The sequence below is a fragment of the Bacillus sp. MT(2024) genome (assembly GCF_036362845.1).
GTDB lineage: Bacteria > Bacillota > Bacilli > Bacillales > Bacillaceae > Bacillus > Bacillus velezensis.
Genome location: NZ_CP143632.1, coordinates 1,547,654 through 1,566,383 on the forward strand (window position 1 = coordinate 1,547,654; position 18,730 = coordinate 1,566,383).

Below are 18,730 nucleotides of genomic sequence, written 5' to 3' on the forward strand. Positions count from 1 at the left end.
GCAAAATTTTGGCTGTGAAAAAAATCGTCACACACCCGGCGGAGGTTCTGGAAACACCGGCCGATGAAGTGACAGTGTTTGATAAAAAAATAAAAAAACTGCTTGACGATATGTACGATACGATGCTCGAAATGGATGGCGTCGGTCTCGCCGCGCCGCAAATCGGCATTTTGAAAAGAGCGGCCGTCGTGGACATCGGTGAAGAAAGCGGCCGGATCGACCTTGTAAATCCGGTTATTCTTGAAAAGAGCGGTGAACAGACCGGAGTCGAGGGCTGCTTAAGTTTCCCCGGGGTTTTCGGTGATGTCACCCGCCCGGATTACGTAAAGGTAAAAGCCCACGACCGTAAAGGAAAACCGTTTATTTTAGAAGCGGAGGGTTTTTTGGCCAGAGCCGTTCAGCATGAAATGGATCATTTAGACGGCATTTTATTCACATCAAAAATTACGGCTTACTACACTGAAGAAGAACTGGCAGAAATGGAAGGATGATTGGATGACAAGGATCGTTTTTATGGGAACGCCCGACTTTTCAGTTCCCGTCCTGCGCACGCTTATTGAAGACGGGTATGAAGTGGTTGGTGTCGTTACGCAGCCTGACCGCCCGAAAGGCAGAAAAAAAATCATGACGCCCCCTCCTGTAAAGGCTGAAGCTGAACGTCACGGCATTCCCGTGCTTCAGCCCGAAAAAGTAAGGCTCGAAGAAGAAATAGAAAAAGTGCTCAGCCTGAAGCCGGACCTGATTGTTACGGCGGCATTCGGACAGATCCTGCCCAAGCAGCTGCTGGACGGCCCGACATACGGCTGTATCAACGTACACGCGTCACTATTGCCCGAATTAAGAGGCGGAGCGCCGATACATTATTCGATTCTCCAAGGCAAGAAGAAAACGGGCGTGACGATCATGTATATGGTTGAAAAGCTTGATGCGGGCGATATGATTTCTAAAATCGAAGTGGAAATTGATGAAACGGATAACGTCGGCACGCTGCACGACAAATTAAGCATAGCTGGGGCAAAGCTTTTGTCAGAGACCGTCCCGAACGTCATTTCCGGAAATATTAAACCGATCAAACAGGACGAATCAAAAGCGACTTACGCGCCTAACATTAAGCGTGAGCAGGAGCGGATTGATTGGGCAAAGCCCGGAGAAGAGATCTACAACCAGATCAGAGGTTTAAACCCTTGGCCTGTCGCCTATACAACTTTGAACGGTCAAACTATTAAAGTATGGGCTTCTGAAAAAGTTGCTGCAAAAACTGAAGCTGCGCCCGGAACAGTCATCCGCACGGAGCAAAACGGCATTGTCGTCGCATCAGGAAACAGCACCGCCCTTTTAATCACTGAACTGCAGCCGGCGGGAAAAAAACGGATGAAGGGCGAAGATTTTGCAAGAGGCAAAAATGTGCAGCCCGGTGACGTGTTAGGAGCAGCAAATGAAGAAAATTAATGTCCGGGAGCTCGCCCTTGAAGCGCTTGAGAAGCTTGAGCAAAATCAGGCATACAGCAACCTGCTTCTTACATCGGTTATCAAAACGAACACGCTCAGCGATCAGGACAGAGGACTGCTGACAGAGCTTGTCTACGGAACGCTGCAAAATAAAATCGCCTTAGACTATATGCTGAAGCCTTTTATCCGCAAGCCGAATAAGGTGAAGCCGTGGGTGATTCAGCTGCTTCGTCTGTCCGCGTATCAAATGGAGTATTTAGAAAAAATTCCGGATCGCGCCGCCATCCATGAAGCGGTTGAAATCGCCAAAAAACGCGGGCATAAGGGCATTGCGTCCTTTGTCAACGGCATCCTCCGCTCCCTGCAGCGTGAGGGGGCGCCGTCATTCGCTGAAATTGAAGACCCGGTTCTCCGTCTTTCTACAGAGACAAGCCATCCCGAATGGCTCGTAAAAGAGTGGGTCGAGGCGTACGGCTTTGAGGCGGCTGAAAAGATCTGCCGGATTCATCTCATTCCGCCGAAGCAGACGCTCCGTGTCAATCACATAAAGAGCGACAGGGAAACGGTGCTGAATGAGATGGAGAATGCCGGTCTGGAAGCGGAAGCCGGAGACCTTTCTCCTGATGCGATTAAGCTTTTGAAAGGAAGCATCGCGAACACGGCATTTTTCCAAAACGGCCGGGTATCCATACAGGATGAAAGCTCAATGCTTGTCGCGCGGGCGCTGGACCCGAAGCCGGGCGAAACCGTTTTAGATGCATGCGCCGCACCGGGCGGAAAGTCGGCTCACATTGCGGAACTGATGGAGAACGAGGGGAGCCTCACATCGCTTGATCTTCACCGCCATAAAGTGAAGCTGATTAAAGAGGGCGCAGAACGGCTCGGACTTACGATCATCGACGCGCAAACGATGGATGCGCGAAAAGCGGGAGAGGCCTTTGGTGCAGAACGGTTTGACCGTATTCTCGTTGATGCCCCTTGCTCAGGTTTCGGCGTCATCAGAAGAAAACCCGATATGAAATATACGAAGACGCCGGAGGACAGCAGACGGCTGTCAGAAATCCAGCTCGGCATTTTAAGGGAAATCGCCCCATTAGTAAAAAAAGGTGGCACACTCGTATACAGTACGTGTACAATGGATCGGACAGAAAATGAAGAAGTTATGCATGCGTTTATACAAGAACACCCTGAGTTTGAACCCGATTTGTCTCTTGAAAAGCGGCTGCCTGAAAAGGCGAGACCCTTTGTTCAGGATGGAAGCCTTCAAATTCTTCCGCATTATTTCGGAACAGACGGTTTCTTTATTAGCAGCATGAGAAAGAAGGGATAAAAAATGACACAATTAAAAAAGACAAGCGTACGGAAAGAGCTGCGGACTGAGCAGCCGTCCATTTACTCTTTTGAATTAGATGAAATCAAACAATGGCTGACCGAGAATGGCGAAAAGCCGTTCCGCGCAGCACAGATTTTTGAATGGCTCTATGAAAAGCGGGTTTCTTCATTTGATGAAATGACGAACCTCTCAAAAAGCCTGCGTGAAAAACTCGAGAGCAATTTTGTGCTGACAACGCTGAAAACGGCTGTAAAACAGACATCTCAAGATGGCACGATGAAATTTTTATTTGAGCTTCATGACGGTTATACGATCGAAACGGTTTTAATGAGACACGAGTATGGTAATTCTGTATGTGTAACGACACAGGTCGGCTGCCGGATCGGCTGCACATTTTGCGCGTCAACACTCGGCGGACTGAAACGGAATCTTGAAGCGGGAGAAATCGTCGCTCAAGTCGTGAAAGTGCAAAAGGCGCTTGATGAAACGGATGAACGCGTCAGCTCAGTCGTCATCATGGGAATCGGAGAGCCGTTTGATAATTTCAATGAAATGCTCGCTTTCTTAAAAATCATTAACCACGATAAAGGGCTGAACATCGGAGCGCGTCATATCACAGTTTCCACCAGCGGAATCATTCCGAAGATTTACGATTTCGCCGATCAAAAAATGCAGATCAATTTCGCGATTTCTCTGCATGCTCCGAATACGGAAATCAGAAGCCGTCTGATGCCGATTAACAAAGCCTATAAGCTTCCTGACCTTATGGAGGCCGTCAAATATTACATCGAGAAAACAGGCAGACGGATCAGCTTTGAATACGGGCTGTTCGGCGGCGTAAATGATCAGGTCGAACATGCAGAAGAGCTTGCAGAACTGTTAAAAGACGTGAAATGCCATGTCAATTTAATTCCGGTAAACTATGTGCCTGAACGGGATTACGTCCGCACACCGAGAGATCAGATTTTCGCATTCGAAAAAACGTTAAAATCCCGCGGTGTAAATGTCACGATCAGAAGAGAGCAAGGCCATGACATTGACGCGGCCTGCGGTCAGCTTCGCGCGAAGGAGCGTCAAGACGAGACGAGGTGAAGAGGTTGATTACAGCCTTGAAAACAGATACAGGTAAAGTCCGCCGGCATAATGAAGATGCGGCGGGCATTTTCACAAAAGAAGACGCGGTGCTTGCGGTTGTCGCCGACGGCATGGGCGGTCATCTTGCCGGAGATGTAGCGAGCAGGATGGCGGTTGCGGCGATGGAAGAGCAGTGGAACCGGACCGAAACGGTTCCTTCTCTGCCGTCTGCTTGCGAGGATTGGCTGAAAGACCGGATTCATGAGGCGAATGTCAAAGTACATGACCACGCTAAAGCGAATGAAGAATGCCGGGGAATGGGCACCACCATTGTCTGCGCCTTATTCACGGGGAAGTTTGTCACTGTGGCTCATATCGGAGACAGCCGGTGCTACCTGCTTCAAGAGGGGGAATTCACTCAGCTGACTGAGGACCATTCGCTTGTGAATGAGCTGGTCAAGACGGGGGAAATTTCGAAAGAGGACGCCGAGCACCATCCGCGGAAAAATGTATTGACGAGAGCGCTGGGGACAGATGAAACCATCAGCCCCGACGCCCGTTCTTTTGAACTGTCTGACGGCGATCAGCTGCTTTTATGCTCTGACGGACTGTCAAATAAAATAGAAGATCACGAGATCAAACAAATGCTTCAAGCCGAATCTGATCCTCAGGAAAAAGTAGACCTTCTCATCAGCAAAGCAAATCAAAACGGCGGCGAAGATAACATCACGGCTGTGTTGATTGAGTTTTCCGCAGATGAAAAAGAGGGTGAAGACAAGTGCTAACCGGCAAGCGGATCAGCGGGCGTTATCATATCCTCCGGCCCATTGGCGGCGGCGGAATGGCAAACGTTTTTTTAGCTGAGGACATCATTCTCGAACGTGAAGTCGCAATTAAAATTCTGCGGTTTGACTTTGTGAATGACATTGATTTTATCAGGCGTTTCAGAAGAGAAGCACAGTCGGCATCAAGCCTCGATCATCCGAATATCGTCAGTATTTACGATATCGGGGAGGAAGGCGATATTTATTACATTGTCATGGAATATGTGGAAGGCATGACATTAAAGGAATACATAACCGCACACGGACCGCTCCATCCGAAAGAAGCGCTGTCCGTTATGGAGCAGATCGTCTCGGCCATCGCCCATGCCCATCAAAACCATATCGTGCACCGGGATATTAAACCGCACAATATATTGATAGATCATTTAGGGCATATCAAGGTGACGGATTTCGGCATCGCCACAGCGCTTACGTCTACGACAATCACACATACGAATTCTGTGCTGGGCTCGGTTCATTATTTGTCTCCGGAGCAGGCGAGAGGCGGCCTGGCAACGAAAAAATCAGATATTTACGCGCTCGGCATCGTGCTGTTTGAGCTTTTAACAGGCAAAATCCCTTTTGACGGAGAATCAGCCGTCAGCATAGCGCTAAAGCACCTGCAAACAGAAACGCCTTCCGCCAGAAAGTGGAACCCTTCCATTCCGCAGAGCGTTGAAAACATTATTTTAAAGGCAACCGCTAAAGACCCGTTTCACCGCTATGAAAGCGCCGAAGACATGGAGGCGGACATTAGAACGGCTTTTGACGCCGGCAGGCTGAATGAACAAAAATTTACCGTGCAGGATGATGAGGAAATGACAAAAGCCATTCCCGTTATTACTGACGGCCCAAAAGCCGCGTCTCAGGCGGAAACGCCGGGGGAGACGGATGATCAGGAACAGCAGCCAGCCAAAAAGAAAAAACGGAAATGGCCGTGGGTTTTGCTAGCCGTCTGTTTCATTTTCATTATGGCGGCTGTTCTTGCGGTCACCGTGTTCCCGTCTTTATTTATGCCTAAAGATGTAAGCGTCCCCGACGTACGGGGCATGAAGTACGAAAAAGCGGAGGCCCTGCTTGAAAAGAACGGGCTACGGGCGGATCCTGATATAACGGACATTGAAGATGAAAAAATAGAAGAGGAATTAATGGTCAAAACGGACCCAAAAGCGGGGTCTACCGTTAAAGAAGGCTCTTCTGTAAAACTGTACAAAAGCATCGGAAAACCGAAAACCCAGCTGATCGACGTGAAAGGACGGCAGATCGGCGACGCAAAAAAAGCGCTGAAGGAAAAAGGCTTCAAACATGTCAATGTCAAAGAAGAAAACGATGACAGCGAGGCCGGCACCGTAATTGATCAGGACCCGTCAGCCGGCACCGATATGGTCGCAAGCGACGATGAAGTCAATCTAACGGTCAGCCTCGGCCCGGCGGATGTTACGCTGAGGGACTTAAAGACTTACAGCAAAGAAGCGGCTTCAGGGTATCTTGAAGATAACGGCCTGCAGCTTGTTGAAAAACAAGCCCATTCAGATGACGTGCCGGAAGGACAAGTCATGAAACAAGAACCGTCAGCCGGCACTGCGGTTAAGCCGGGAAGTAATGTTGAAGTGACGTTCTCGCTCGGACCTGAAGAAAAACCGGCGAAAACGGTAAAAGAAAAAATCAGCATTCCTTACGAACCTGAACATGAAGGGGACGAGCTTGAAGTGCAAATCGCCATCGATGATAAGGACCACAGCATCTCTGATACGTATGACTCATTTAAAATAAAAGAGCCGACTGAAAAAACAATTGAACTGAAGATTGATCAGGGACAGAAGGGGTATTATCAAGTGATGGTCGATCATAAAGTCGTCAGCTACAAAACGATTGAATACCCGAAAGATAATGACTGACAAGGAGGGACCCTATGCCTGAGGGCAAAATTATAAAAGCGTTAAGCGGATTCTATTATGTCTTGGATGAATCACAGGACAAGATCATTCAATGCAGGGGCCGGGGCATTTTCAGAAAAAATAAAATAACGCCCCTGGTCGGCGATTATGCCGTTTATCAGGCTGAAAATGATAAAGAAGGCTACCTGCTGGAAATCAAAGAACGAACAAATGAGCTGATCAGGCCGCCGATTTCAAATGTCGATCAGGCCGTTCTCGTCTTTTCTGCCGTTCAGCCGGCGTTCAGCACGTCTTTATTGGACCGTTTTCTCGTCCTTGTGGAAGCCAACGGCATTCACCCGATCATCTGCATAACCAAAATGGACTTAGCTGCAGACGGGGAATCGAAAGAGGCGATACTTTCTTACGTGAAAGACTATCAGGCGATCGGTTATGACGTATATGTGACGTCATCAAAAGAAAACAGCGGCTTAACAGGCATTGTGAAACACTTCGAGAACAAAACGACGGTGTTTGCCGGCCAGTCCGGAGTCGGAAAATCTTCGCTTTTAAATGCGATCAGCCCGGAGCTTGAGCTGAAAACAAACGAGATTTCCGCGCATTTGGGACGCGGAAAACATACGACGCGCCATGTGGAGCTCATTCATACATCAGGCGGTCTGGTTGCGGATACTCCGGGGTTCAGTTCGCTTGAATTTACCGGCATTGAGGAAGAAGAGCTGGGCAGCACCTTCCCTGAGATCAGAGAAATAAGCGTCTCTTGCAAATTCAGAGGCTGTCTGCATCTTAAGGAGCCGAAATGCGCGGTAAAGGAAGCGGTGGAAGAAGGAGAGATTCAGCCGTACCGCTATGAGCATTACAAAGAATTTATGCAGGAAATAAAAGAGAGAAAGCCGAGGTATTAATATGATTAAGGTTGCGCCATCAATTCTTTCCGCCGATTTTGCTTCACTGGGCGAGGAAATTAAAGACGTGGAAAAAGGAGGGGCAGACTATATCCATATTGATGTCATGGATGGCCATTTCGTCCCTAACATTACAATCGGGCCGCTTATCGTTGAAGCCGTCCGTCCGGTGACTGATCTGCCGCTGGATGTCCATCTTATGATTGAAAACCCGGACCGCTACATCCCGGCATTCGCAAAAGCCGGTGCGGACATCCTTTCCGTTCATGCTGAAGCGTGTCCGCATCTTCACCGGACCATTCAATTGATAAAAGAGCAGGGGGTAAAAGCGGGAGTTGTGCTTAATCCGCATACGCCCGTCCAAATGATTGAACATGTGATCGAGGAGCTTGACCTTGTGCTGTTAATGACGGTTAACCCCGGTTTTGGCGGACAGCGCTTCATTCATTCGGTTCTGCCGAAAATCCGTCAGGTCAAACAGCTGGCTGAGGAGAAAGGCCTGTCTGAGCTTTTAATCGAGGTGGACGGAGGCGTTAATAAAGAAACAGCCCCTTTATGCGCTGAAGCGGGCGCCAATCTGCTTGTTGCCGGGTCTGCCGTATATAATCAGCCGGATCGGAAAAAAGCCATCGCTGACATCCGAAACGCATCATAAACATGCTGAAAAAGAGCCCGGTGAAAGCCGCCGGCTCTTTTCGCGTCTAAGAGAGAGGATAGCATATGAAGACAATCAATATCGTTGCGGGCGGCCCGCGGGAGCTTATTCCCGATCTATCCGAATACACAGACGGAGATACGACGTGGGTCGGAGTCGATAAAGGGACGGTTGCTCTTTTGGAGGCCGGAATCATTCCGCAGGAAGCTTTCGGTGATTTTGACAGCATTACGGAAGAGGAGCTCATGCAGATTCAAAAAGCGGCGCCGGCCCTCCATGTGTATCAGGCGGAAAAAGATTATACCGATCTTGAACTCGCCCTTGACTGGGCTTTACAAAAAGAACCGGAAAACATTCGGGTATTCGGTGTGACGGGCGGAAGAGCCGATCACTTTTTAGGGAACATCCAGCTGCTGTATAAAGCCTTACATAAGCATACCGATGTCGAGCTGATCGACCGGCAGAATGACATTCAGATGTTCGGGCCCGGCCGTTATACAATTGAAAAAAAAGCGCGCAGACGCTATATTTCTTTCATTCCGTTTACGGAAGCGGCAGACGGCCTGACACTCGACGGTTTTAAATATCCCCTTGATAATTGTCATATTCCTCTGGGTTCCACACTATGTATTAGTAACGAACTCATTCATTCACGAGGTACTTTTTCGTTTGCAAAAGGCATATTAATAATGGTAAGGAGCGCGGATTAGAAAAGCGGCTTCTGCCATATGCGGAAAAAACCATGAATCCTAAAGTGATGAACGCAGCGGATACGGGACTTATAGGAGGGGACAAAATGAAATTTTATACCATTAAATTGCCGAAGTTTTTAGGAGGAATTGTCCGGGCGATGCTGGGCTCATTTAGAAAAGAGTAAGCCCAAGAAGCTGAAATTGCCCTCTTTGAACGCATAAAAAACGCCTGCCGCATAAAAGGGCAGGCGTTCATTTTTGCTTATACACGCTCAACTTTACCGGATTTTAAAGCCCGGGCAGATACATACACTTTTTTAGGTTTGCCGTCAACGAGGATGCGGACCTTTTGAAGGTTGGCGCCCCAAGTACGCTTAGAAGCGTTCATTGCGTGAGAACGGTTGTTTCCGGCTTTTGTTTTTTTACCTGTAATAAAACATTTACGTGCCATTTGTTTCCCTCCTAACTGCGCGAAACATCTTTTTAAACATAGTGTCTCAGATGCTTTCGTTATACAATACTTTAAATAATTTACCACAGCTAAAAACCGTTTGCAACTATTGTTTCCCTTACTTTCAAGAAAAATCACTTGACATGTAAAACCAATCACATTTCCGCGCTGAAGGCCGCTGTCTGTATCTTTTCTTTTCATAATGGGATACATATAGTAGAATAATGATAACTCTATGCATCTGAAGGAGGAACCTGTGTGTCCATTGAAATGAAGACAAAATACGGACAGATTGATATATCCAACGAAGTCATCGCAATGGTTGCCGGAGGCGCTGCCATTGACTGTTACGGAATAGTGGGGATGGCCTCAAAAAACCAGATTAAAGACGGTTTGTCTGAAATCCTCCGGAGAGAGAACTTCGCAAAAGGCGTACATGTCCGTCAGGAAGCCGAACAAATACATATCGACATGTACATTATTGTCAGCTACGGCACTAAAATATCCGAAGTAGCCCACAATGTTCAGACGAAGGTAAAATACACAGTAAATCAAACAATCGGACTTGCAGTTGATTCTGTAAATATTTATGTCCAAGGCGTACGAGTAACGAACCCGTAGTGAGGAGGATGAGTATTGTCTAGACGAAACTTAGATGGGAGAGCTTTTGCGGCAATGATTCTGGCGGGGGCTGAGACATTGTCTCAAAATGCATCCGCGGTGGATGCGCTGAACGTGTTTCCCGTGCCTGACGGCGATACCGGAACAAATATGAATTTATCGATGTCATCCGGTGCAAGAGAGGTAGAGCACATTGACTCACCCGACATCGGCAAAGTCGGCATCGCCCTGTCAAAAGGCCTGCTTATGGGAGCGAGAGGAAACTCAGGGGTGATCTTGTCCCAATTGTTCAGAGGTTTCACAAAGAGCATTGAAAACAAAAACCAAATAGATGCCCGAGAGTTTGCCGCAGCACTCCAAGCGGGAGTGGATATGGCATATAAGGCGGTTATGAAACCGGTTGAAGGAACGATTTTAACCGTGGCCAAGGATGCGGCTAAAAAAGCGGTCGCCTCGGCCAAAGAAGAAACCGATATTATTTCGGTCATGGAGGCCGTTATTGAAGAAGCGGAAGCGTCGCTCAACCGCACGCCGGATCTGCTTCCTGTTTTAAAGGACGTCGGTGTCGTTGACAGCGGCGGAAAAGGTCTGCTTTGTGTATATGAAGGCTTTTTGGCTGCTTTAAAAGGAGAGGCCGTACCGAAAAAAGCGGTTCTTCCGGCACTCGATGATATGGTGAATGCCGAGCATCATAAAAGCGCGCAGAGCATGCTGAGTACAGAAGACATTGAATTCGGATTTTGTACGGAAGTGATGGTGAGGCTGGATCAAGATAAACGGACGTTCAAGGAAGAGGCGTTCAGAAACGAACTGAGCCGTTTCGGCGATTCATTGCTGGTCGTGGCTGATGATACGCTGGCGAAAGTTCATATTCATGCCGAAGAACCAGGGAACGTACTCAATCTCGCACAGCGTTACGGCGATTTGATTAAAATTAAAATTGAAAACATGAGGGAACAGCATACTTCAATCATCAGCCAAGAACATGATGAAAAAAAGCCGGCCGGCGTTATGAAAGAAGCCCGTAAGCCTTTTGGCATCGTGACTGTGGCAATGGGAGAGGGCATTTCTGAATTGTTTACGAGCATCGGCGCTTCACACGTAATCGAAGGCGGCCAGACAATGAATCCGAGCACGGAAGATATTGTTGAAGCCGTTCAGTCTGTCAATGCGGAGACGGTTTTCATTCTTCCGAACAATTCCAATATTGTGATGGCTGCCAATCAGGCGGCGAGCGTGGCTGAAGAAAATGTCATTGTCATTCCGGCAAAAACGGTCCCTCAAGGCATGACCGCCCTGCTTGCGTTTAACCCTGACCAGCCGGCTGATGTAAATGAAGCCAATATGCTTGAGGCCATCCGGAATGTGAAAAGCGGACAGGTGACATATTCAGTCAGAGACACCCATATTGACGGCAAAGATATTAAAAAAGGTGATTTTATCGGCATTTTAAACAGTTCAATTATCGGCAGCGCCGAAGATCGGATAAGTGCGGCGAAATTGCTGCTGGATGAAATGATCGGGGAAGAAGATGAAATCGTCACCATCCTGTACGGAGAGGACGCGCCGGAAGAAGAAGCTGAGAAACTCGCTGAGTATATTGCTAGCGTCTGTGAAGATATCGAGGTTGAAATCCATAACGGCAGACAGCCTCTGTATCCATATATATTTGCGGCAGAATAGAAGGGCTTATCAGGCCCTTCTATTCTTATGCCTTTATTTACCTGCGGCAGTGCGGCAGTGTGCCTGCTTGCCAATTGAGAAATGTTCAATTAGTCTAAAGAAAAGCGCTGAATGAAGTGATGTTAAGGAGGAGCAAACCAGCATGAAGTATAGAAGCGTTTTTGATATTATCGGCCCGGTCATGATCGGTCCGTCCAGTTCACATACCGCAGGCGCCGCCCGGATCGGCAGAGTGGCCAGAAGCTTATTCAGGCGGGAGCCCCGCCGGATCGTTGTGTCTTTTTACGGATCATTTGCAGAAACGTATAAGGGTCACGGCACTGATGTCGCGATTATCGGCGGCCTGCTTGATTTTGATACATTTGATGAACGGATTAAAACAGCGATTCAAATTGCGGAAGAGAAGGGCATATATGTAGAGTTCCGTACAGAGGATGCCGTGCCCGTTCATCCGAATACGGCGCGTATCGTCATTTCTGATGATGAGGGAGAGCTAGCCCTTACCGGTATTTCCATCGGCGGCGGAAAAATAGAAATCACGGAGCTCAACGGCTTTGAGCTGCGACTTTCCGGAAACCACCCGGCTATTTTAGTCGTTCATAATGATAAATTCGGCACGATTGCAGGCGTTGCCAATGTGCTTGCGAAATTCTCCATCAACGTCGGGCATATGGAAGTGGCGCGTAAGGACGTCGGCCAGCTTGCGCTGATGACGATTGAGGTCGATCAGAATATTGAAGAAGAAGTGCTTGACGAACTTTCAACACTTCCTAATATTATACAGGTTACTAAGATAGCTGACTAAAAAGTCAGGAGGAAAATGACATGTTTCGTAATGTAAAAGAATTAATAGAAATCACTCAAGAAAAACAAATTCCGATTTCGGAAGTGATGATCACCCAAGAGATGGAAGTGACGCAAAAAACACGGGAAGAAATCTTTCAAGGAATGGAGCGCAATCTCTCCGTCATGGAAGCAGCTGTTGAAAAAGGGCTGAAGGGCGTCACGAGTCAGACCGGTTTAACAGGCGGAGATGCCGTGAAACTTCAGGCATACATCCAATCGGGAAGAAGCCTGTCGGGCAATCTGATTTTAGACGCCGTTTCTAAAGCTGTGGCGACAAATGAAGTCAATGCGGCGATGGGAACGATCTGCGCTACACCGACCGCCGGCTCTGCCGGGGTTGTGCCGGGAACGTTATTCGCCGTAAAGCATAAGCTGAACCCTACGACAGAACAAATGATCCGTTTTCTGTTTACAGCCGGCGCGTTCGGTTTTGTCGTAGCAAATAATGCGAGTATTTCAGGAGCGGCAGGAGGCTGTCAGGCGGAAGTCGGGTCAGCATCAGGCATGGCAGCGGCTGCGATTGTGGAAATGGCGGGCGGAACGCCTCAGCAATCAGCGGAAGCAATGGCGATTACACTGAAAAATATGCTCGGTCTCGTATGTGACCCGGTCGCCGGATTGGTAGAAGTGCCGTGTGTCAAACGAAACGCAATGGGAGCATCCAACGCGATGATCGCGGCGGATATGGCGCTGGCCGGGATTACAAGCCGCATTCCTTGCGATGAGGTGATTGACGCGATGTACAAAATCGGCCAGACAATGCCGACAGCACTGCGTGAAACGGGACAAGGCGGTTTAGCTGCGACACCGACGGGAAGAGAATTAGAGAAAAAAATTTTCGGAGGAGCGCTGAAATCAAGTGACACACCATCAGCAAACTAGTATAGCGGAAATTAAGGGCATTGGGCCGGAAACAGAAAAAACATTGCACGAACTTGGTATCTATGACATTTCTGATCTTCTGAATTATTTCCCTTACCGTTATGACGACTATGAGCTGAGGGATTTAGAAGAAGTAAAACATGAAGAAAGAGTGACGGTAGAAGGGAAGGTTCATTCAGAACCTTCTCTTACCTATTACGGCAAAAAACGAAACAGGCTGACATTCAGGGTGCTTGTCGGCAATTATTTAATTACCGCGGTCTGCTTTAACCGTCCCTACTTAAAAAAGAAACTGACATTAGGTTCTGTCGTCACGATATCCGGGAAATGGGATAAACACAGACAGACCGTTTCCGTGCAGGAATTAAAAACTGGTCCTCATCAAGAAGATAAAAGCATTGAGCCTGTTTATTCCGTTAAAGAAAACGTCACCGTAAAAATGATGAGACGGTTTATTAAGGAAGCGCTGCAGCATCATTTGGACAGTGCGGCCGATCCGCTTCCTGAAAAATTGAGAATCCGCTATAAGCTGCCTGATTACAAACATGCCCTGCAGACGATGCATCAGCCTGAAACGAGGGAATCGTTACAGCAGGCAAGACGCCGGTTTGTTTATGAGGAATTCTTATTATTTCAGCTGAAAATGCAGGCGTTCCGTAAAGCGGAAAGGGAACAGTCAAAAGGCATCAGCCATGTGTTTCCTGCTGAAAAGCTCACCGCTTTCACAGACAGCCTGCCGTTTTCACTCACGACCGCACAGACGCGCGTGCTTCGGGAAATTACCGCTGATATGACATCCCCTTACCGAATGAACCGTCTGCTGCAAGGTGATGTCGGTTCAGGGAAAACGGCCGTCGCCGCCATCGCTTTGTACGCTGCGATTCTGTCGGGGCATCAGGGGGCATTAATGGTGCCGACTGAAATTCTGGCCGAACAGCATGCAGATTCTCTCGTATCGTTGTTTGCAAATGAAGATGTAAATATCGCGCTTTTGACGAGTTCTGTAAAAGGAAAGCGGCGCAGGGAGCTTTTGGAGCGGCTTGCTCTCGGAGAGATTGATATTTTAGTAGGGACCCATGCTTTAATCCAGGATGAAGTGGAATTCAAAGCGCTGAGTCTTGTTATTACGGACGAGCAGCACCGGTTCGGGGTCGAACAGCGCAAAAAACTCAAGAATAAAGGTCAGGATCCGGATGTGCTGTTTATGACAGCCACCCCGATACCGAGAACGTTGGCCATTACTGTCTTCGGAGAAATGGATGTTTCTGTGATAGATGAAATGCCCGCGGGGCGAAAACAAATCGAAACGTATTGGGTGAAACACGACATGCTGGAGCGGATTTTGGCTTTTATAGAAAAAGAGCTGAAGCAGGGAAGGCAAGCCTATATTATCTGCCCGCTCATTGAAGAGTCGGATAAACTGGATGTACAGAATGCGATTGACGTATATAACATGCTGTCTGACGTTTACCGCGGTAAATGGAATGTCGGCCTGATGCACGGGAAGCTCCATTCTGATGAAAAAGATCAGGTGATGAGAGAATTCAGCGCCAATCAATGTCAGGTACTTGTGTCAACAACCGTCGTAGAAGTCGGGGTGAACGTGCCGAATGCGACGATTATGGTCATCTATGACGCCGACCGTTTCGGATTATCTCAGCTCCATCAGCTACGCGGCCGGGTCGGGCGGGGAGACCACCAATCTTTCTGCATCTTGATGGCCGATCCGAAATCCGAAACCGGGAAGGAACGGATGAGAATCATGTCAGAGACAAACGACGGCTTCGAGCTGTCTGAAAAGGACCTTGAACTGCGCGGCCCCGGTGATTTCTTCGGAAAAAAACAGAGCGGTATGCCCGAGTTCAAGGTGGCGGATATGGTTCATGACTACAGAGCTTTGGAAACGGCCCGCCAGGATGCGGCCAACCTGGTGTCTTCAGAGGCTTTTTGGAAAGATGACGAATACCGCATGCTGCGCGGTCAATTACTTTCAAGCGGCGTCTTAGAAGGGGAGAAATTAAGCTGATTCTGTAAAATTCGGCGGCTTTCAAAAAACAATCATTGCATTCCAATCTATGAGATTATATACTACTATTAGTACCTAGTCTTAATTGTCCGGATGGTGTTTACAGATGAGAAGAAGCAAGAAAGAACGCCAAAAATTATTGCAGCAGACGATCAAATCGACACCCTTCATCACAGATGAAGAATTAGCGGGGAAATTCGGCGTCAGCATTCAGACGATCCGTTTAGACCGCTTAGAGCTCTCAATACCGGAGCTGAGGGAAAGAATTAAAAACGTGGCAGAACAAACGCTTGATGATGAAGTGAAATCATTGTCTTTAGACGAAGTGATCGGTGAAATCATTGATCTGGAGCTTGACGGCCAGGCCATTTCCATATTAGAAGTAAGACGCGAACATGTCTTCAGCCGCAATCAAATTGCGCGGGGGCATCATTTGTTTGCGCAGGCGAACTCACTCGCCGTAGCCGTCATTGATGATGAGCTGGCGCTGACCGCAAGCGCAAATATCCGCTTTACAAGACAGGTGAAAGAAGGCGAGCGCGTCGTTGCGAAAGCCAAAGTGACGGCAGTCGAAAAAGAAAAAGGCAGAACGGTAGTTGAAGTCAACAGCTATGTGGGAGAAGAAGTCGTGTTCTCCGGCAGCTTTGACATGTACCGTTCAAAACAATCATAAAGGTGGAGCATGCATGAGAATAGCTGTAGATGCAATGGGAGGCGACAACGCACCCAAAGCTGTTATTGACGGAGTAATGAAGAGTATTGAGGCATTTGACGATCTTCATATTACGCTGGTCGGTGACAAGACAACAATAGAATCACACTTGCCAACAACATCAGACCGCATCACTGTGTTGCACGCCGATGAAGTGATTGAACCGACGGATGAACCGGTCCGCGCCGTACGCAGAAAGAAAAACTCTTCTATGGTGCTGATGGCGCAGGAAGTGGCTGAAAACAGAGCGGACGCCTGCATCTCAGCGGGGAATACAGGCGCACTCATGACAGCGGGACTGTTTATTGTCGGCAGAATTAAAGGAATCGACCGGCCTGCGCTTGCGCCGACGCTTCCGACCGTTTCAGGCGACGGTTTCCTTCTTTTGGACGTGGGAGCCAATGTCGATGCCAAACCGGAGCATCTCGTCCAGTACGGAATTATGGGATCTGTATATGCCCGGCAGGTTCTCGGAATCAGCTCGCCCCGCGTCGGCTTGTTAAATGTCGGCACGGAAGAAAAGAAAGGAAACGACCTGACAAAAAAGACGTTTGAATTATTAAAAGAAACAAACGTGAATTTTGTCGGAAACGTTGAGGCGAGAGACTTGCTCGAAGGCGCTGCTGACGTCATCGTCACAGACGGCTTTACGGGCAACGTCACGTTGAAAACATTGGAAGGTTCAGCGTTATCGATTTTCAAAATGCTGAAAGATACACTGACTTCAAGTTTTGTTTCTAAGCTCGCAGCGGGAGTGCTGAAGCCGAAGCTGATGGAAATGAAACTGAAAATGGACTATTCTGAGTACGGCGGGGCGAGTCTTTTCGGTTTGAAAGCGCCCGTCATTAAAGCGCACGGCTCTTCTGACGCACGCGCTGTTTACCATGCGCTGCGCCAGGCGAGAGAAATGGTCAGCCAAAACGTGGCCGCATTTATAGAAGAAGAAGTAAAAGAAGAAAAAACAGATGAGTAGTCTGGAGGTTACCGCATCATGAGTAAGATTGCATTTTTATTTCCCGGACAGGGATCACAATATATCGGTATGGGAAAAGACCTGTACGAACGCGAAGAAGCGTCAAAACGTATTTTTGATGAAGCGGATGAAACGCTTGAAACAAAGCTGAGCTCGCTCATTTTTGAAGGTGGCGCTGAAGAATTGACCCTTACATACAATGCGCAGCCCGCGCTGTTGACAACGAGCATCGCCGTATTGGAAAAGTTTAAAGAATCCGGCATCACCCCTGATTTCACCGCCGGCCACAGCCTCGGAGAATATTCGGCGCTTGTTGCGGCGGGAGCGATGACATTTAAAGATGCCGTTTACACGGTAAGAAAACGGGGAGAATTCATGAATGAAGCCGTGCCGGCCGGAGAAGGCGCCATGGCTGCTATTCTCGGAATGGATGCGGAGTCCTTGAAAAAGGTGACGGATCAAGTGACGGAAAACGGTCATCTCGTACAGCTTGCAAACCTGAACTGCCCCGGCCAGATCGTCATTTCCGGAACGGCAAAAGGCGTGGAGCTGGCTTCAGAGGAAGCGAAAAACAACGGAGCCAAACGGGCGATCCCATTAGAAGTAAGCGGACCGTTCCATTCTGAATTAATGAAGCCGGCAGCGCAAAAACTCGAGGAGGTGCTCAGCGCCTGTGAGTTGAAAAATGCGGCTGTTCCCGTGATTTCAAACGTTTCGGCTGACGTTATGACAGAAAAAGACGATATCAAGAAAAAACTGATCGAACAGCTGTATTCGCCTGTTCGCTTTGAAGAAACCATTAACAAACTGATTGACGAAGGCGTCACGACGTTTGTTGAAATCGGGCCCGGAAAAGTGCTTTCAGGCCTTGTGAAAAAAGTGAACCGCCGCCTTAAAACAATCGCGGTTTCTGACCATGAAACCATCGAACTGGCGATTCAAACACTGAAGGAGGAGAATCAGGATGCTTAATGAAAAAACAGCAGTGGTAACGGGGGCGTCCCGCGGAATCGGGCGGGCGATCGCGCTTGATCTTGCGAAAAACGGCTGTAACGTAGTAGTCAACTACTCCGGGAATGAAGCGAAAGCGAACGAAGTCGTAGATGAGATCAAATCTTTGGGCCGAAACGCGATCGCGGTAAAAGCCGATGTATCAAATTCCGAAGAAGTACAAAACATGATGAAAGAGGCTGTCGCTGCATTTTCTTCAATCGACATTCTCGTGAACAATGCGGGGATCACCAAAGATAATCTTCTGATGAGAATGAAAGAAAATGAATGGGATGATGTCATCAACATTAACTTAAAAGGTGTATTCAACTGCACGAAAGCCGTTACAAGACAGATGATGAAACAGCGCTCCGGCCGGATTATCAACGTATCATCAATCGTCGGCGTCAGCGGAAACCCCGGCCAGGCAAACTATGTGGCGGCAAAAGCCGGAGTAATCGGCTTAACGAAGTCATCAGCCAAAGAGCTTGCGAGCCGAAATATTACGGTCAATGCCATTGCTCCGGGCTTTATTTCCACGGATATGACGGACAAGCTTTCTAAAGAAGTCCAAGATGAAATGCTGAAGCAGATTCCGCTCGCGCGTTTCGGTGATCCTTCCGATATCAGCAGCGTTGTTACGTTCCTTGCTTCTGAAGGATCGCGTTATATGACGGGCCAAACCCTTCATATTGACGGCGGAATGGTGATGTAAA

General features: G+C 48.2%; 20 protein-coding genes. 19 read left to right on the forward strand and 1 reads right to left on the reverse strand.

Annotated features, from left to right (window positions below; genetic code table 11):
• Positions 1–8: 8 nt before the first annotated feature.
• The 10 genes from def to spoVM all read left to right on the forward strand — a co-directional run bounded on the left by def (position 9) and on the right by spoVM (position 9,015).
• Positions 9–491 (forward strand): peptide deformylase, encoded by a 483-nt coding sequence (gene def, locus VP472_RS07810; protein WP_146276752.1) that lies wholly within the window; start codon positions 9–11, stop codon positions 489–491.
• Between the two features lie 4 nt (positions 492–495).
• Positions 496–1,449: a methionyl-tRNA formyltransferase gene (fmt, locus tag VP472_RS07815; RefSeq protein ID WP_101563007.1), complete on the forward strand. Its 954-nt coding sequence runs from the start codon at positions 496–498 to the stop codon at positions 1,447–1,449.
• Positions 1,436–2,779, forward strand: a complete 1,344-nt coding sequence (rsmB, locus tag VP472_RS07820; RefSeq protein WP_003154341.1) for a 16S rRNA (cytosine(967)-C(5))-methyltransferase RsmB — start codon at positions 1,436–1,438, stop codon at positions 2,777–2,779. Before fmt ends, rsmB begins: the two co-directional genes overlap by 14 nt.
• Before the next feature lie 3 nt (positions 2,780–2,782).
• A complete protein-coding gene (gene rlmN / locus VP472_RS07825) occupies positions 2,783–3,874 on the forward strand; it encodes a dual-specificity RNA methyltransferase RlmN (RefSeq protein WP_003154339.1) in 1,092 nt (363 codons plus the stop codon).
• Between the two features lie 5 nt (positions 3,875–3,879).
• Positions 3,880–4,641, forward strand: coding sequence for a Stp1/IreP family PP2C-type Ser/Thr phosphatase (locus VP472_RS07830; RefSeq protein ID WP_071391846.1), 762 nt, complete (start codon positions 3,880–3,882; stop codon positions 4,639–4,641).
• Positions 4,635–6,578 carry a Stk1 family PASTA domain-containing Ser/Thr kinase gene (pknB, locus tag VP472_RS07835; RefSeq protein WP_146276754.1) on the forward strand — a complete coding sequence of 648 codons (1,944 nt, stop codon included), beginning with the start codon at positions 4,635–4,637 and terminating at the stop codon, positions 6,576–6,578. The genes VP472_RS07830 and pknB overlap by 7 nt, the downstream gene beginning before the upstream one ends.
• A 14-nt stretch (positions 6,579–6,592) precedes the next feature.
• On the forward strand, positions 6,593–7,483 hold the full coding sequence (rsgA, locus tag VP472_RS07840) for a ribosome small subunit-dependent GTPase A (protein WP_146276756.1): 891 nt from the start codon (positions 6,593–6,595) through the stop codon (positions 7,481–7,483).
• A 1-nt stretch (position 7,484) separates the two neighbouring features.
• A complete protein-coding gene (gene rpe, locus VP472_RS07845; protein ID WP_003154331.1) occupies positions 7,485–8,138 on the forward strand; it encodes a ribulose-phosphate 3-epimerase in 654 nt (217 codons plus the stop codon).
• A 65-nt stretch (positions 8,139–8,203) separates the two neighbouring features.
• A complete protein-coding gene (locus VP472_RS07850) occupies positions 8,204–8,848 on the forward strand; it encodes a thiamine diphosphokinase (protein ID WP_031378749.1) in 645 nt (214 codons plus the stop codon).
• An 86-nt stretch (positions 8,849–8,934) separates the two neighbouring features.
• Entirely contained in the window at positions 8,935–9,015 is an 81-nt protein-coding gene (gene spoVM, locus VP472_RS07855) for a stage V sporulation protein SpoVM (RefSeq protein WP_003154329.1), read from the forward strand.
• A 77-nt stretch (positions 9,016–9,092) separates the two neighbouring features.
• On the opposite strand, the gene rpmB is transcribed toward spoVM, so the two are convergent.
• Positions 9,093–9,281, reverse strand: a complete 189-nt coding sequence (gene rpmB / locus VP472_RS07860) for a 50S ribosomal protein L28 (RefSeq protein WP_003154328.1) — start codon at positions 9,279–9,281, stop codon at positions 9,093–9,095.
• A gap of 258 nt (positions 9,282–9,539) precedes the next feature.
• Between rpmB and VP472_RS07865 the strand changes: the two genes are divergently transcribed.
• The 9 genes from VP472_RS07865 to fabG all read left to right on the forward strand — a co-directional run bounded on the left by VP472_RS07865 (position 9,540) and on the right by fabG (position 18,729).
• Complete coding sequence (locus VP472_RS07865; protein ID WP_003154327.1) at positions 9,540–9,902, forward strand: Asp23/Gls24 family envelope stress response protein; 363 nt, start codon at positions 9,540–9,542, stop codon at positions 9,900–9,902.
• 15 nt (positions 9,903–9,917) lie between these two features.
• Positions 9,918–11,585: a DAK2 domain-containing protein gene (locus VP472_RS07870; protein WP_070081813.1), complete on the forward strand. Its 1,668-nt coding sequence runs from the start codon at positions 9,918–9,920 to the stop codon at positions 11,583–11,585.
• A gap of 142 nt (positions 11,586–11,727) precedes the next feature.
• The gene (gene sdaAB / locus VP472_RS07875) at positions 11,728–12,390 is read left to right on the forward strand and encodes an L-serine ammonia-lyase, iron-sulfur-dependent subunit beta (protein WP_003154325.1); all 663 of its coding nucleotides are present in this window, start codon (positions 11,728–11,730) and stop codon (positions 12,388–12,390) included.
• A 20-nt stretch (positions 12,391–12,410) separates the two neighbouring features.
• Positions 12,411–13,313 carry an L-serine ammonia-lyase, iron-sulfur-dependent, subunit alpha gene (gene sdaAA, locus VP472_RS07880; RefSeq protein ID WP_003154324.1) on the forward strand — a complete coding sequence of 301 codons (903 nt, stop codon included), beginning with the start codon at positions 12,411–12,413 and terminating at the stop codon, positions 13,311–13,313.
• Positions 13,291–15,339 carry an ATP-dependent DNA helicase RecG gene (recG, locus tag VP472_RS07885; RefSeq protein WP_146276758.1) on the forward strand — a complete coding sequence of 683 codons (2,049 nt, stop codon included), beginning with the start codon at positions 13,291–13,293 and terminating at the stop codon, positions 15,337–15,339. Before sdaAA ends, recG begins: the two co-directional genes overlap by 23 nt.
• Positions 15,340–15,445: 106 nt before the next feature.
• The gene (fapR, locus tag VP472_RS07890; protein ID WP_003154320.1) at positions 15,446–16,012 is read left to right on the forward strand and encodes a transcription factor FapR; all 567 of its coding nucleotides are present in this window, start codon (positions 15,446–15,448) and stop codon (positions 16,010–16,012) included.
• 13 nt (positions 16,013–16,025) lie between these two features.
• A complete protein-coding gene (plsX, locus tag VP472_RS07895) occupies positions 16,026–17,024 on the forward strand; it encodes a phosphate acyltransferase PlsX (protein WP_003154319.1) in 999 nt (332 codons plus the stop codon).
• Positions 17,025–17,042: 18 nt separating this feature from the next.
• The gene (fabD, locus tag VP472_RS07900) at positions 17,043–17,996 is read left to right on the forward strand and encodes an ACP S-malonyltransferase (RefSeq protein ID WP_070081814.1); all 954 of its coding nucleotides are present in this window, start codon (positions 17,043–17,045) and stop codon (positions 17,994–17,996) included.
• Positions 17,989–18,729, forward strand: coding sequence for a 3-oxoacyl-[acyl-carrier-protein] reductase (gene fabG / locus VP472_RS07905; RefSeq protein WP_003154312.1), 741 nt, complete (start codon positions 17,989–17,991; stop codon positions 18,727–18,729). Before fabD ends, fabG begins: the two co-directional genes overlap by 8 nt.
• Position 18,730 lies beyond the last annotated feature (1 nt).

Coding starts and splice junctions, on each gene's coding strand:
- fabG (WP_003154312.1), top strand. CDS start 17,989: ATGCTTAATGAAAAAACAGCAGTGGTAACGGGGGCGTCCCGCGGAATC.
- rsgA (WP_146276756.1), top strand. CDS start 6,593: ATGCCTGAGGGCAAAATTATAAAAGCGTTAAGCGGATTCTATTATGTC.
- rpmB (WP_003154328.1), bottom strand. CDS start 9,281: ATGGCACGTAAATGTTTTATTACAGGTAAAAAAACAAAAGCCGGAAAC.
- spoVM (WP_003154329.1), top strand. CDS start 8,935: ATGAAATTTTATACCATTAAATTGCCGAAGTTTTTAGGAGGAATTGTC.
- plsX (WP_003154319.1), top strand. CDS start 16,026: ATGAGAATAGCTGTAGATGCAATGGGAGGCGACAACGCACCCAAAGCT.
- VP472_RS07850 (WP_031378749.1), top strand. CDS start 8,204: ATGAAGACAATCAATATCGTTGCGGGCGGCCCGCGGGAGCTTATTCCC.
- sdaAA (WP_003154324.1), top strand. CDS start 12,411: ATGTTTCGTAATGTAAAAGAATTAATAGAAATCACTCAAGAAAAACAA.
- sdaAB (WP_003154325.1), top strand. CDS start 11,728: ATGAAGTATAGAAGCGTTTTTGATATTATCGGCCCGGTCATGATCGGT.
- fabD (WP_070081814.1), top strand. CDS start 17,043: ATGAGTAAGATTGCATTTTTATTTCCCGGACAGGGATCACAATATATC.
- rlmN (WP_003154339.1), top strand. CDS start 2,783: ATGACACAATTAAAAAAGACAAGCGTACGGAAAGAGCTGCGGACTGAG.
- fapR (WP_003154320.1), top strand. CDS start 15,446: ATGAGAAGAAGCAAGAAAGAACGCCAAAAATTATTGCAGCAGACGATC.
- rsmB (WP_003154341.1), top strand. CDS start 1,436: ATGAAGAAAATTAATGTCCGGGAGCTCGCCCTTGAAGCGCTTGAGAAG.
- fmt (WP_101563007.1), top strand. CDS start 496: ATGACAAGGATCGTTTTTATGGGAACGCCCGACTTTTCAGTTCCCGTC.
- rpe (WP_003154331.1), top strand. CDS start 7,485: ATGATTAAGGTTGCGCCATCAATTCTTTCCGCCGATTTTGCTTCACTG.